Genomic DNA, 14,491 nt, shown 5'->3' with positions numbered 1-14,491 from the left:
CGGTGGATGGGACAATTCCTTTTTAGAACATTTGCTCAGTTTGATTGAAAATTGAAGTGCGTAGGCCGTGATATATTCATCAAATGGCCGGCTCTTTTAATCTTCCCTTAAGGCTTAAAGGGTATTCTAATACTATCTAATTGGGAGAGTATTATGGTTAAACCTGTTGCACTGCTGGATGTGGATCATACCCTTTGTTTCCCTGATCACGATGATGCCGACAAGATCATTTATAATGAGGCGTTGCTAAATTCCTTATTTAAAAAGGGCATTCACGACATTTATCTGTTTACTGACATGCGCTTTAATGGCAAAAGCATGCAGGATCGCATTAAGCTGGTTCGTTTCCTTGAAAACAGAGGTTTTAAAGTTCATGGTGTGATCACACCCAATGATTTGCTATGGTCCCAATTAAATGGCGAACAGGCGGCCCAACTTGATAAAGCGTTTTCAGGTTATAAAGGCAGATTTGAAGGGCAAGAATTTGATAAGCAGATCAGAGAAACCTCATTTGTCGAGGCAAATCCCTTTTTAGAGGGCATGGTAAAATATGACCCTGAGGCAAATCGACCAGGATGCAGCTATGCTGAAGCATTCAAGGCTTGCAGTACCATTGAAAAACTGGAAGAAGCCGCACTGCCTGGTCATTTATTGGAACGTAGTTCTTATACCAAAGTTTTTGTTGATCATCTCGCCACTAAACTGGGTTTTGTGGATCCAACTAAACAATCAGGTCAGGAACGCGGTCACACCAAAGGATTGATGCTTGATTTCTTCCTGCACCACAAGCCTGAATGGGTGAGCAGCATTCTGGTTGTCGACGATAATATTGATGTGATCCAAGGCATCGACAAGTTGGATAAAAAGCCCAGCTTACCCATTAGTACCTTGACGATTAAAAAAATAGAATCTGAGGATGTCTACGACGCAGCTATCGAAAAGCATTTAAAAATGGACCCACACTTTAGCGTTTATTACAAAATACAACAGTTAATTGACGCCCACATTAAGCATTTACAGTCCACCCGTTACAACCCCTTCTTAAGCAGCCCGAAAGCCAAAATTGAAGCCTTGCAGCTATTACAAGACGACCTCCGCAACGCGTTCAACACAAAAGAGGAAGTGGATATTCCAAAGATAATCAACGATTGGCAGGCGGCTATCAAATTTAAAAGCACCTCAACAAAGACAGAGGTGCCAGTCTCCACCGTCATTAGCCAGCACCGCAATGTCTTCTTCGCTGAGCATCGCGACAAATTAACGAGTACTCAACAGTTTGTTGAATGGCTCAAAACTCAATTCAAACCTGAAAGCGGCAAAGACATCTTAATTATACCTACTGATTACTCGATCAATTGAAATTGACGGCACCTATCCCGAGCTTAACAGCACGGGATAGACGTCCAATCAGGTATCTTCCAATCCCGTTGCAATCGGCGTAACCCCGATGTTGGGATTAATGCCGCAGTCATCCAGCAGCTTCAGCAAATTATTGCCGCGACGGGTTAAGCGTTTGATGCAATAGGTTTCAAGATAACTTTGCAGAATATAATAATATTCCGGCAAATTGAGTATGGTTAATATTTTTTCGGCACGGGCAATATGATGGGCTTTGCTGTGATCGCAGGCCTGAAAAAGTACCGCCCCTAACATGGCGGCAAAGCTGGCTTTTCGAATAGAATTGGCCAGATAAAAGCGATGCACGCACTCATCAAGCGCCCGGTCTTTATCCCACTCCACCCAGGTGTCATAAAGCGTCAGGGCTTCATCGTCATTCAATTGGCCACTCACGGCCATTTTCTGCAAGGCATAGCCGACAGCGACCACGGATTGAATATTTGCCCATGAGCAGTTTCCACTTATCTGGGAGCTGATGGGTATTTGTGCCACAGGGACTAACCCCAGTTTCTGATTAATGGTTTGATGAAAATACGCACGGCCCTGCTTACGGTAAAGAAATTCCTTAAGGAATTGCAGATTAAAGGCGTCTGGCCGTGTGATGCGATAAATATTAACACTGCCCTCTTTCAGGCTGTTCTCACCCCGATCAATTTTAGCCCACCATTCACTGTAGCGAATAAACGCCATGGCATGCCCACGGCTGGCTGCCGGTAAAATCAACAGGGGAGCCTGCCTTAAGCGATCGATTTGGCGAAACTGTTCATCCTGAAGATGAGGGTAATGTTGAAATTTGAGCAACTCCGCCGCTGTTCCCAAGCCATCCATGATTTCATGTAAGAAGGGAAAGTGCTCCCGTAAGTGACGGGTTGAGTAACTGCTGGTAAAACGCCGCAGGGAATCCTTGATGACCGCCACTGTAAATTCAAGAATAAAGCCTTCGTAATCAAGCTCGATGAACTCGCCTTTGGCATTGACAATATCCACATCGCCTTTTAATTCATAACGATGGCCAAGCAACTTGCCATGAATGAAATCCAGAGCAAAATCAAGTTTTGCCCCGTATTGATAAAGTAAATGTTTCAACATATCCTGACCACGAAGGACTGGATAAACCAGCACCGAGAGTCCGGAATGCGTATAGGCATTGGGATCGGCCTGATGTTCCAGAAGCAGACGCACCAGCTCCATATCCTGATTATCAACGGCCCAATGAAGCGGTGTTCTGCCAGTCACATCCGCTTTATTAACATTCACACCCCGCTTGATTAATTGCTCGGCAATATGGGCTTGACGGGTAATGGCACATTCAATCAACGGCGTGAAGCCGTATTCATCAATGTCGTCAAGGGATTCGCCCAATCGCAGGTAATGCTCAAAATCAGGCATACGGCAACTGATTATGTCATTGGCGATAGTCATGGATTAAGGCCCCTGTGGTTTAGGCGCGGTGGTGAATTTGGGCATATTTCCCAACCGCAACTGTTTCTCCATTTCCTGCTCCCGCCGTTCATTGTCGAATTCGCGACGGGCTTCGGTATTGAGCGGCGGCTCTGGATTTAAGTTTGGATCAATGCCGTCAAAACGCTGGGCGTCCAGCCAGGGATGTTGTTGAATCGAATTTTGCAATTCGCCTTCCGGCGCGCTGGACAGCTGTTCGTCGGCATGTTCACGGGCATTGACTCTTGCCAGTTGACGATGCCCTTCCTGTTCCATCAAGCGACGTTTGCGCTCCATACTGCCGGTTTCATCGGCAAGATAAGAGCCTGTGCGTTTTACCTGAGGTAATTCACTGTAGGTAAACGCATCGTGATGAGTGATATGTCCATGACGCGTCACCACCACAACATCGACAATGCCGCGTCCAGCCGGAGTAACCGCTGTTACTGTGGTGGGATTGACCAGCTTAAAGCGCAGAGCCGCCCGGCCGCCAAACATAACCCCGATGGCAGCACTTAAATGGGGACCGGTAATCGTTACTTCCGTGCCGCCTGCCAGTGCACCCAAATCCGGTGCAACCGTAATTCCGGCCGCCTGGCGGCCAGTGAAGGCGTTAGGAATGGTTGGTTTAGTACTCATACTACACAGTATAAATTATAAATACTCACGTTGCAGTATTTCAGCAATCTGTACGGCATTGGTGGCCGCTCCTTTACGGATATTGTCAGCGACGACCCATAAATTCAAACCGCACGGGTCGGTGATGTCTTCCCGAATACGGCCGACAAACACGTCATCATGACCGACGGCATGCGTAAAAGGCGTGGGGTAGAGTGATTTAGCCGGATCATCCACAACTTTCACCCCGGGGGCTTTTGTTAACAGTTTGCGGGCTTCATCGGCGCTGAGCGGTTTTTTTAATTCCAGATGAATGGCTTCAGAATGACCATACAGGACAGGCACCCTGACCGTGGTGGGGTTAACCAGAATCGTGTCATCTTCCATGATTTTTTTGGTTTCCCATACCATTTTCATTTCTTCCCGCGTGTAACCATTCTCCATAAATTCATCAATATGAGGCAATAGATTAAACGCAATCTGATGCGGGTAAACCTTGGCTTTGGCCGGCCGCCCGTTTAACAATTCTCCGGTTTGGTGGATGAGTTCGCTGATAGCCTTTTTACCCGTGCCGGAAACCGCCTGATAAGTCGCCACATTGATGCGTTTAATACCCACCGCATCATGCAGGGGCTTCAACGCCACAACCATCTGGATGGTGGAGCAATTGGGATTGGCGATAATCCCACGATGAGTATATTCGCGGATACGATGAGCATTGACCTCGGGCACAACCAGAGGAATATCCTGCTCATAGCGGAAGCAGGACGTGTTGTCGACGACAACGCATCCAGCGGCAGCGGCAATGGGGGCATACTGTTTGGAAACCGACCCGCCGGCTGAAAATAAACCAATATCCACGCCTGAAAAATCAAAATCAGCCAGATTGAGCACGTCCAGTTCACGGTTATTGAATACCACCGTTTTTCCAGCTGAACGCTCACTGGCTAAAGGATACAGATTATCAATCGGAAAATCCCGCTCCTGTAAAACCGTCAGGAATGTTTCACCCACAGCACCTGTTGCCCCGACAATCGCCACATTCAGCCGTCTGCTCATAGTAACCTCTTTTTGGAAATTTTATCGTTTATCTTCAAATCTTGGTGAAAGTTCACAGCCGCGTCAAGGCCATTGGCCTTAACCTCCATTCTGTGCTTTGTGGCGTAAATAATGATCCATGAGGACTAATGCCATCATCGCCTCGGCAATGGGAACGGCACGAATGCCCACGCAGGGGTCATGGCGGCCCTTGGTGATAACCGTTACTTCTTCCCCCCGGGTATTTAGTGTCTTACCCGGTTTAATGATGCTGGACGTCGGTTTCAGCGCAATACTGACTTCCAAATCCTGGCCGGTGGATATCCCGCCTAAAATGCCGCCGGCATGGTTGCTTAAAAAACCTGCTTTATCCATTTCATCACGGTGTTCGCTCCCTTTTTGCGTCACCACGTCAAACCCGGAGCCAATTTCCACGCCCTTCACTGCATTAATCGACATCATGGCCGCAGCCAATGTGGCATCGAGTTTATCGAAAACCGGATCACCAAGCCCTATCGGCATATGCCTGGCAATAACATTCACCCGGGCGCCAATGGAGTCCCCTTCGCGACGCAATTGGTCAATATATTGTGCAAGCTCATCAATCTGGTGAGCGTTAGGGCAAAAAAAAGCATTTTGATGGATTTCTTTATCATCAGCAAAATCCAGGATTAAATGACCCATTTGCCGCAGGAAACCAACAATTTCAATGCCAGCATGCTGTTGCAGATACAAGCGGGCAATAGCACCTGCTGCTACACGTGCCGCCGTTTCCCGGGCTGAAGCACGGCCACCACCGCGATAATCACGATGGCCGTATTTATGATGGTAGGTAAAATCAGCATGGCCGGGACGAAATAAATGCTTTATTTCTTCATAATCACTGCTGCGTTGATCCTGATTGCGAATCAGCAACGCAATGGGAGTACCCGTGGTCACGCCTTCAAAAACCCCAGACAAAATTTCTACCGCATCGGCCTCGCGTCTTTGCGTGGTGTATTTGGATTGGCCAGGCTTGCGTTTATCAAGAAACGGCTGTATTGCTTCTTCACTTAAGGCAAGACCGGGCGGGCAACCATCGACGATACAACCTAAAGCCTTGCCGTGACTTTCGCCAAAGGTTGTGACGCGAAACAGATGGCCAAAGGTATTTCCGCTCATGATTGCTTTCCTTTATTTGCCAAAATAGCGTTTAAGCTGGTCTTGTGTTAACAGGAAAACGCCCTGACCGCCATTTTCAAACTCAAGCCAGGTGAAATCCAGATCGGGAAAGACTTCACACAGCGCTTCTTCGCTATTACCCACTTCCACGACTAAAATGCCATGATCGGTTAAATAATGATGGGCATTGGCCAGTATTTTTTCAACCAGAGCCAGGCCGTTATTGTCCGCTTCAAGGGCCATGGCCGGTTCGTGCCGGTACTCCGGCGGTAACGTCCGCATTTCTTCTTCACCCACATAAGGGGGGTTAGACACGATGATGTCATAGCGTACGGCAGGGACATTTTCCCAGCAATCCGATTGAATGAGGTTAAGCGACTCATCAAGCCCATGATGTTCCTGATTGATGGCGGCAACAGCCAGTGCCTCTTCAGACAGATCAACCGCGTCCACTTCCGCCTCAGGAAAGGCATAACAACAGGCGATGGCAATACAGCCGCTGCCAGTGCACAAATCGAGAATACGCCGCACCCGCGAACTGTCAATCCACGGGGAAAATTGTTGGTTGATTAATTCAGCAATCGGTGAACGCGGAATAAGCACTCGCTCATCCACGTAGAACGGTAAGTCGCAGAATGTCGTGTGTTGAATTAAATAAGGCACCGGGATTCTATTCACAATCCGGCGCGTCAATTGCGCCGTCAGTGCCTCTTTTTCCGTTTGAGTTAACCGCGCCTGCCAGAATGACGTCTCGTAATCGGATGGCAGCTTTAAATGGCCAAGCACCAGAGCCACCATTTCATCCCAGGCGTTATCCGTGCCATGGCCATAATGCAGTTCATGGGCATTTGCCTGGCTTACGCCATAGCGAATAAAATCAAGAATAGTCACCAATTCAGCGGTGTCGGGTAAAGTCCGGAGTGTCATATGTACCTTTGGCTAATGAATTGCACAGAATTATCCTAAATTGTGCGTCAATTAAACCATATTCTGTTAGTGCCAGTCGAGAGAAAGTGAAATGCCAAAGCCCTGACAGGAGTATGGCCGCGCTTACATGTAAATAGAATCTTGATTTGACCATAAAAGCTGCTCTTATGCCTGCTGCTAGGTTATGTATCGCATTCGCGGGATCTGAAATTGAGGTGAGCGCTGGATTCCGCGCACAAGGCGCGGAACGTAGACACGATACCCTGGCTCCCACGTACCGCGGCTTGGCCGCGGTACCCACAAGCCGCAATCCCAACCACGGGGTTCTGCCCACAAGCCGCGGAACGTAGACACGATACCCTGGCTCCCACGTACCGCGGCTTGGCCGCGGTACCCATCGGCCGCAATCCCAACCACGGGTTCTGCCCACAAGGCGCGGAGCGTAGGCGCAGTTGCTTATCGCAACTGCATCCATGAAGAGAGGGTCGTTACTATTTAATTAGTTAAGACCAATGCGCTGCTTTTTTCCTGTTCAAGATCATTGGGTATATGCCGTTTAGCGGGTTCCTGATGCCATAACGACTGAATAATGGTAGAAACCTTGACCGGGCATTGCTCAGGTAAGTTATAACGCTCTCCATTAACAACCCGATTTTGGTATAATTGCTCCATCTCATCTTCATAGACTTCGTCGCGGGCTGCCAACTCCCAGAAAGTCACACCCAGGGCAAAATAATCAGCGCTAACTGAAACTTTCAATTCGGTGGCTACTTTTTCTTTGGTCCCTTTGGCTTTTTGACATAGTCTGTGTAACTCAATCAGTTCCGGAGCACAGTAAAGTGGTGTGCCAACCGCTCTCGCTGGACTACCCAGTTTTTCTGCCAGGCCAAAATCACAGAATTTCGGTTCGTGCGTTGCAGTTAACAGGATATTATGCGGTTTGATATCCCGATGGGCTATGCCCATGCTGTGAATAAAATCCAGCCCTTTGAGGCATTGGAGCATAATGGGGTAAGCGATTTTCCAATAAGCATCCCAATTTTTCCAGGGAATGGCTTTAAAATTGCTACGAAACCCATCCAGATCACCTCCGGGCATGTATTCTATCGCCAGGTAAAATTTACCTTCGAGTGCAACACGCCCGAGAAAATCAACCGTATACTGTCCTTCATGTACCGTCGCTTTCTTTTTATGGGTAAATCGTTCCAGGATGTTTGCGTCATTCTCGACTGTTTTATTCTCATCCATAGCCTCATGCAATTCTTTGATTGCAGCCCACTTGTTGGTTTTGATGTTCTGTATTTTATACACTACAGAATAGGAACCCGAACCAATTTTTACCTTGGTTTTGCGGTCATACTCATCGTTATCGCTTACAACGAGGTCAATGTCGGCTTCTGTTTTTTCAGATTTCACATAAGATGATGTCTGGGCCTGCTCATCGTCAGGTGATTCAAAATAGGGGGGCAGGGTTTCTGGTTCAGTCCCGGTACTCGCATGGGTTTGACTCGCCTTGACGAGTTCGAAGCAAGGCAAACCGGACGATCCAGTCTCATCGCGCTTTTCTGAAGAAGTTAAACTTAGCTCAACAATGGTCGGAGGATTGGTATTAGGCATAAAGACTCCCATGTAAATAACTTGAACCATTATATCACGAGCTGATCAAATTTAGAACAAAAATTCCGTCTCACCGTTTAGGTGATGTTATGAGTCTGATTGAGTATAATTAAAAGATATCTATATTGGGGTTCAGTCATGGCGGATGATGGGGTATCTGATGAAGAAAAAGCTTTGTTTCGTCAGGCCATGCAGTCGGTTAAACCGCTAAAGGGCACAGCCAAGCCGCGGAGAGAGTTTATCGCCCCCCAAAGTCAGACCATGCCACGCAAACTGGCCGTAAGTAATAAGCCCCTCCCCCCAGGCATGACGCTCTCCAGCTATTATACTGACGAAGTACTGGCTCACACGACCTTATCGTACGTGAGTCACGGCATTCCGGCCAAACGCTTCCGCGAATTAAAAACAGGAACCATCCCGTGGCAAGCCAAACTGGATTTGCATGGTTTAACCACGGAAGATGCACGTGAAACACTTCTGGCCTTTATCCTTCGACAATACGAGGCAGGGCATCGCTCAATTCTGATTATTCATGGCAAAGGCGGTGTGCATGGCGAGGCGCCTGTATTAAAAAACCTGGTTAATCATTGGCTCAAGCAGATTCCCACCGTGCTTGCTTTCCATAGCGCCAAGCCCAAAGACGGCGGCACGGGGGCCTTGTATGTTTTATTAAAGAGGCAGCGTCATGAATAATGCATCAATTTAATACACTTTCCGTCTTTTGCATGCGTTTTCGATTGAATTTATCATCGTAAACGCTTACCATTTGCACAAATTTAAGTACGAAACGATCATGAGTAAAAAAGCGATTATTATTGGGATTTCAGGTCCTTCCGCCTCCGGCAAAAGCCTTTTGGCCAATACCATTGTCAATGAACTCGGCTCTGAGCAGGTTGTTGTCATTTCAGAAGATGCCTACTACAAAGACAACAGCCATCTTCCTTTTGCCGAAAGGGAAAAAATCAATTACGACCACCCCAATGCCTTTGATCACGCGCTGCTGTGCCAGCATCTCAAAAGCCTGCAGGATGGCGAATCCGTTGAAATTCCTATTTACTCCCATTCCAAACACATCCGTTTGCCAGAAACCCGCAAGGTGGGTCAACATGCGATTATTGTTCTGGAAGGTATTTTATTATTCAGCGACAAAGCCTTGCGTGAAATCATGGATATTCGGATTTTCATGTCAACGCCCTTAGATGTCTGCCTGACCCGTCGCTTAAAACGTGATGTGGTTGAACGACATCGTTCGTTTGAATCCGTGGTTCATCAATACGAAACCACCGTAAGGCCTATGTACCTGCAATTTATCGAGCCTTCAAGCCGTTATGCGGACATTATTGTTCCCCGCGGCGGTGAAAACCGAATTGCTATCGACATGATTCAAGCCAAAATGCGTGAACTGCTTGCGACTCATAAAAAAGATTAGAGGAGTGTATGATGGGATTTTTAAATGGAAAAAAGGCCCTGATTGTTGGCCTGGCCAGTAATCGTTCAATTGCTTACGGCATCGCCAAAGCCTTCCACGAGCAGGGTGCCGAATTGGCCTTTACCTATCAAAATGAAAAACTGCGGGAGCGGGTGGAAACCATGGCTGCTGAATTTGGCTCCAATCTGACACTCCCCTGCGATGTGGCCAGCGATCAGGACATTCAGGCTGTTTTTGAGCAATTAGGGAATCAGTGGGACAAGCTGGATATCGTGATTCATTCCGTTGCCTTTGCTCCGGCCGATCAAATTAGCGGTGATTTTGTGGAGTCCGTGAATCGTGAAGGGTTCCGCATTGCTCATGATATCAGTGCTTACAGCCTCGTGGCCTTAGCCAAAGCCGCCCTGCCCATGATGTCCGATACCGGATCAGTTTTGACTTTAAGTTATTATGGCGCCGAGAAGGCGGTCCCCAACTACAATGTCATGGGTATTGCCAAAGCCAGTCTGGAAGCTTCAGTACGGTATTTAGCCGCAAGCCTGGGCCCCAAGGGCATCCGTGTGAATGCCATTTCCGCAGGCCCTATAAAGACTTTAGCTGCTGCAGGCATTAAGGATTTCCGAAAAATGCAAGCTGCCTATGCCAACATGACGCCCATGCGCCGCAATGTCACCGCTGAAGAAGTGGGCAATACGGCTGCGTTTCTCTGTTCCGACTTGGCATCAGGCATTACCGCTGAAGTCATCCATGTGGATGCGGGTTATCATGCCGTTTCCATGTCTGATTTAATGGAGTAAGGTTCACGCTCTTACTCTTGATTTGGGTACCCGCGAAAGCGGGCAACCCAGCATTCGATAACCAAGCCAGCCAGAAGTCCGGCGATGTTGCCATTTTCAGTCATTATCCCTTATTAGTCTTCGGACAAATGGATAGATGCCCGCCTGCGCGGGCAAGACATTCAGGACACTTGCAGAGAGGCAAACCATCCAGAAAGGATTAAGACTTGCTATTGCCTTGTCTGCGGAACAAGACTCCAAAGAGCGAGCCTCATACTACTCCAAAGGACTAACCTCTACACTACTTCAAACGGCTAACCTTCTACACTACTTCAAGGACTAACCTCTACACTACTTTGTCCTGCCCGCGCAGGCGGGCATCCATTAGGATCCCGGATGAGGGATACTTGGGATAATCCCGCAATGGGTGCCATTTTCAGTCATTATCCCTTATTGGTCTTCGGACAAATGGATAGATGCCCGCCTGCGCGGGCAAGACATTCAGGACACTTGCAGAGAGGCAAACCATCCAGACGAGATTAAGGTTTGCTATTGCCTTGTCTGCGGAACAAGACTCCAAAGGGCTAACCTCATACACTACTCTGTCTGCGCGGGCAAAACATTATTAGGGACAAGGCCATCCAGAGGGGATTAACCTACGTGTGCGACATTAATGTTTGGGTCTAACGTCCTGTATGCCGACGTGCTGTACTTTATTCACAGCATCCATTCTATCTTAAATCAAGATAGAACTGGATCCGCGCACAAGGCGCGGAAAGCAGGCATACCGTGTAGACAGACTACCCGAAACTAGGGGCAGTTGCGTTATAAAATGGCTGTTGTCCCTCAGCCGGATAAGGAGGCGGCAATTCCGGGGAGAGGGGCTTCATGGACGCATGCCCATGTTGATGGGAAGAGTCCATGTAAACACCCTGCTGAGGAACGTTGAATTGCGGATAGAGATTAGCTGTATGATAAACATAAGCCTGGTTGCCTGCGTCATAGTAATAAGCAGGTATCATGACTTGGGGCCGACGTAAATTAAACGTCATGTCATCCACGGTAATTTCTTCTAACTCACCGCGTCTTAACTGACGAACCTGAGCCAACAGCGCTTGTTTCTCTTTACCATGCGTTGTAAACAAACGATTTAATAAAGAAGGCACCGGCTCCTCGCCCATTTGTTCACGAAGGGCCGTGATGGCGCATTTGATGGTAATGGGATCCAGTCCCAACTCCCACAAATGGTCGATTTCGGAGTCTGTGAGTTGAAAACGGCAGGCATCCATGGGATCAATCGCATCCTTGTCTTTCAAAAGGTGCTTTTGCAAGGCATTCGTCGCAAAACAGCCCAAGGCTCCCAATGCCAGGGACAGACAAACGGTTGTAAAAATAACCAAGCCCACGGGATTATTGATGCCCGCTGCCAATATCAGGGCTGACAAAGGCGAAGCAACCACAAGCATACCAAGAACGGCGCCTGCAGCCGTGCAAGCCGCCATACTGGACAGGGTGATAAACGCCTGCAGCCAGCCTTCATTCCAGACAAAACGCTCAAGGCTATTCAGGGTTTGACTCAGCATATAATATAAAGCAAGGCAGGCCAGAACAGCCGCGATAAGCACAAGTACCACCAGAATCAGGAAGGCAAGACCCTCGCCATTGATGCTGTCACTGCTGCTATGCCCATGATGATGAGAGCCCCTCCAGCCACCGTGATGATGGTGCGCATGAAGACTGCTGAAATAGAGGTTGAGCATGGCCCAATCAAAAAAAACATTATGCCGACAATAAGGCTCGGAATCGATGATGAAAATGACTGATTGCTTTTTCTTAAGCTTGTCTTTAATGGCTTGTTCACGCCGAAATTGCTGTAACTGGGCAAAATTATTCTTATACAGCGGCGTGGAGGCAATAAAGGCATTAAATACAGCCCATGTCTTGCCCTGTCCTTCATAATCAAGTTCATGAAAAGCTGAGTTGCTATTAGCCAGCTCACCATATACCTTAAAATACAGCGTCCAATAGATTTGCTCCGGTGTTAATGCTGGGGACTTTTTACTGAGCGCTTTATAATCCGCTGCTAATCCTAAATATAATTGGGACAGCATGTTATCAGAAAATTTTTTAACCATACACCACACTCCCTAGTACAACGCTAACCAATTACTGATGCCGCTCGATCTTGGCTTTGGCAATAATGCTATTAACGTAGAGATCATAATCCATGACGCCGTAGCTCGATTCAATTTGTTGCGCCAGGCTCGCCTGTTGTTCTTTATCCAGAGACGCATAACGGCCATCATTAATCTTTTTAAGCTGAACGATGACGTAGTCGCCATTGACCAGACTACGCCCTTCGCGGCTGTTGACACGCGGCAGACTGAATGCGAGATCATTGATCATGGCATCCGCTTTATCGTTATCCCGTGTGGCTTGTACCACTTCATGCCATGTCAGTTTTTTCTCATCAATGATTTTTTCCTGCTTGTCTTTATCAGCCTTGGTAGAGAGCAGATCCAGGCCTAACTGTTTTGCTTCTTTACGTGCCTGCAGCAGAGTCAATTTTTTAACAATGGTTTCTTTCACTTGTTCCAGGGGCTTTTTGGAAGCAGGAATATGCTTACTCACCCGCAGAACGATGACACTGTCATTGTCCAACTGAACCGGTTCGCTGTTATTACCCAGCTCCAGCACATCGTGGCTGAATGCGGTATTAACAAGTTGCTTATTGCGGGTAATGTCGCTTTGGCCACCCTGACGGGTAAAGGGTTCGGTCTGCTCAATTTTCAATTTAAGCTCATCAGCTGCCGGTGACAGGGAATCCGGTGTCTGGTAGCTGAGATCCGTCAATTGCTCAAGCACCTGGGCATAATTGGCCTGTGCCAGTTCAGCAGATAGCTGCTCGGAGATTTCTTTCTTCACCTCGGCAAGCGGTTTAAGTTTTGCTGGCTTGTAAGCGACCAGTTTAAAGATTTCATAACCGTGGGCTGTTTTAAATGGCGCAGAAATTTGACCGGGTTGAGTGAGGCCGGACAGGGCCTTATCAAATTCGGTGCTTCCTGCCACAATCCAGGGTAGAACGCCGTCATTGGCTGCGGACAATTTATCGGCCGACATGGTTTTTACCCATTGAGAAAACTGCATGGGGTTATTTTCAAGCGCCTGATAGGCTTCATCGACCTTTTGCTTGATTTGTTTTTCCGTTTCCACGCTGGCATCGTCGGGTATGGCAAATAAAATGTGCGCCACCTGCCATTGAGCGGGTGTCAGGAAATTGCTTTGATTGTCTTCGTAATAACGCTGAATATCACTGTCGGTTACCTGGATTGATTTTCGGATGTCCTGCATGGAGAGGCGAATGTATTCGATGCTGACTTTTTCCGGTTCAATAAAGTTCTGTTGGTGCTTTTTATAATAAGCAGCTACTTGTGCATCGTCGATTTTAATGTTGCCGGTAAACAGCGATGTCGGGATTTCAATGTAATTGTAGTCACGGGTCTGCATGTACAATTTAACAAAACGCTTGATTTCCTCCGGTAAGGCAAAGGCACTACCCATGAAAGCAAAACGTTGCTGATTCAGCAACATGCCCTGACGCACTTCTTTCTGGAAAGACTCCGGTGTAAACATGGCGCCGCTTAAGGCCTGTTGATAACGTTCTGTGGAAAAATGGCCATCCTGTTGAAACTGGGGAATGCTGACAATCGCGGCGTTAGCCTGCTCCGGACTGACCTCAAAGCCAGCCGCTCTGGCGGCTTGCACGGTAATTTGATTGACAATCATGTTTTCCAGTATTTCCTTGCGCAAAGCCACTTCACTGGCTGTTGTCATTTGCGAAGGATCGCGCTGCTGGCGGGCACGGCGATAACTGATCTCAAACGCTTGTTTGCTGATGGGTTCACCATTAACGGTCACTTCAGAATCTGATGCCTGATGAGACTGCATATAATAGTCGACTCCGAATAACGTGAAGGTAACTGCAATCAGAATAATCACTACCCAGGCTACCACGCCCTGTATGCGTTCATTTAACTTTTGCAACATATTCGAAGTTCCATATTTTATTGTAAATACGCAAGAAATT

Annotated in this window: 12 protein-coding genes; 4 read left to right on the top strand and 8 right to left on the bottom strand. The window is 47.7% G+C overall.

The features are described 5' to 3' along the window. Nucleotides 1-318: 318 nt before the first annotated feature. Nucleotides 319-1,359, top strand: a complete 1,041-nt coding sequence (locus tag Lery_RS10405) for a hypothetical protein (RefSeq protein ID WP_131751175.1) — start codon at nt 319-321, stop codon at nt 1,357-1,359. 48 nt (nt 1,360-1,407) lie between these two features. On the opposite strand, the gene ankH is transcribed toward Lery_RS10405, so the two are convergent. The 6 genes from ankH to Lery_RS10375 form a co-directional block, all read right to left on the bottom strand. After that, complete coding sequence (gene ankH, locus Lery_RS10400; protein ID WP_058527191.1) at nt 1,408-2,820, bottom strand: Dot/Icm T4SS effector AnkH/LegA3; 1,413 nt, start codon at nt 2,818-2,820, stop codon at nt 1,408-1,410. Nucleotides 2,821-2,823: 3 nt separating this feature from the next. Continuing rightward, on the bottom strand, nt 2,824-3,477 hold the full coding sequence (locus Lery_RS15050; RefSeq protein WP_082657187.1) for an IPT/TIG domain-containing protein: 654 nt from the start codon (nt 3,475-3,477) through the stop codon (nt 2,824-2,826). Nucleotides 3,478-3,492: 15 nt separating this feature from the next. Beyond that, on the bottom strand, nt 3,493-4,515 hold the full coding sequence (locus Lery_RS10390; RefSeq protein ID WP_058527190.1) for an aspartate-semialdehyde dehydrogenase: 1,023 nt from the start codon (nt 4,513-4,515) through the stop codon (nt 3,493-3,495). A gap of 78 nt (nt 4,516-4,593) precedes the next feature. Then, on the bottom strand, nt 4,594-5,655 hold the full coding sequence (aroC, locus tag Lery_RS10385; RefSeq protein WP_058527189.1) for a chorismate synthase: 1,062 nt from the start codon (nt 5,653-5,655) through the stop codon (nt 4,594-4,596). A 12-nt stretch (nt 5,656-5,667) separates the two neighbouring features. Beyond that, nucleotides 5,668-6,582, bottom strand: a complete 915-nt coding sequence (gene prmB, locus Lery_RS10380; protein WP_058527188.1) for a 50S ribosomal protein L3 N(5)-glutamine methyltransferase — start codon at nt 6,580-6,582, stop codon at nt 5,668-5,670. Nucleotides 6,583-7,077: 495 nt separating this feature from the next. Next, entirely contained in the window at nt 7,078-8,199 is a 1,122-nt protein-coding gene (locus tag Lery_RS10375) for a serine/threonine-protein kinase (RefSeq protein ID WP_058527187.1), read from the bottom strand. A gap of 138 nt (nt 8,200-8,337) precedes the next feature. On the opposite strand from Lery_RS10375, the gene Lery_RS10370 reads away from it, so the two are divergent. The 3 genes from Lery_RS10370 to Lery_RS10360 all read left to right on the top strand — a co-directional run bounded on the left by Lery_RS10370 (nt 8,338) and on the right by Lery_RS10360 (nt 10,425). After that, complete coding sequence (locus Lery_RS10370; protein WP_058527186.1) at nt 8,338-8,892, top strand: Smr/MutS family protein; 555 nt, start codon at nt 8,338-8,340, stop codon at nt 8,890-8,892. Nucleotides 8,893-8,992: 100 nt separating this feature from the next. Further along, entirely contained in the window at nt 8,993-9,628 is a 636-nt protein-coding gene (gene udk, locus Lery_RS10365) for a uridine kinase (protein WP_058527274.1), read from the top strand. An 11-nt stretch (nt 9,629-9,639) separates the two neighbouring features. Further along, the gene (locus Lery_RS10360; protein WP_058527185.1) at nt 9,640-10,425 is read left to right on the top strand and encodes an enoyl-ACP reductase FabI; all 786 of its coding nucleotides are present in this window, start codon (nt 9,640-9,642) and stop codon (nt 10,423-10,425) included. 779 nt (nt 10,426-11,204) lie between these two features. Here the strand turns inward: Lery_RS10360 and Lery_RS10350 are convergent. Further along, nucleotides 11,205-12,539, bottom strand: coding sequence for a hypothetical protein (locus tag Lery_RS10350; RefSeq protein WP_058527183.1), 1,335 nt, complete (start codon nt 12,537-12,539; stop codon nt 11,205-11,207). Nucleotides 12,540-12,570: 31 nt separating this feature from the next. Further along, the gene (locus Lery_RS10345) at nt 12,571-14,451 is read right to left on the bottom strand and encodes a SurA N-terminal domain-containing protein (protein ID WP_058527182.1); all 1,881 of its coding nucleotides are present in this window, start codon (nt 14,449-14,451) and stop codon (nt 12,571-12,573) included. Between the last annotated feature and the right edge of the window lie 40 nt (nt 14,452-14,491).

Origin of the sequence: Legionella erythra, assembly GCF_001467615.1 — a bacterium.
Classification (GTDB): Bacteria; Pseudomonadota; Gammaproteobacteria; order Legionellales; family Legionellaceae; genus Legionella_C; species Legionella_C erythra.
The sequence above is the reverse complement of the archived record's forward strand: the minus strand, read 5'-3'. Positions and strand labels throughout refer to the sequence as shown.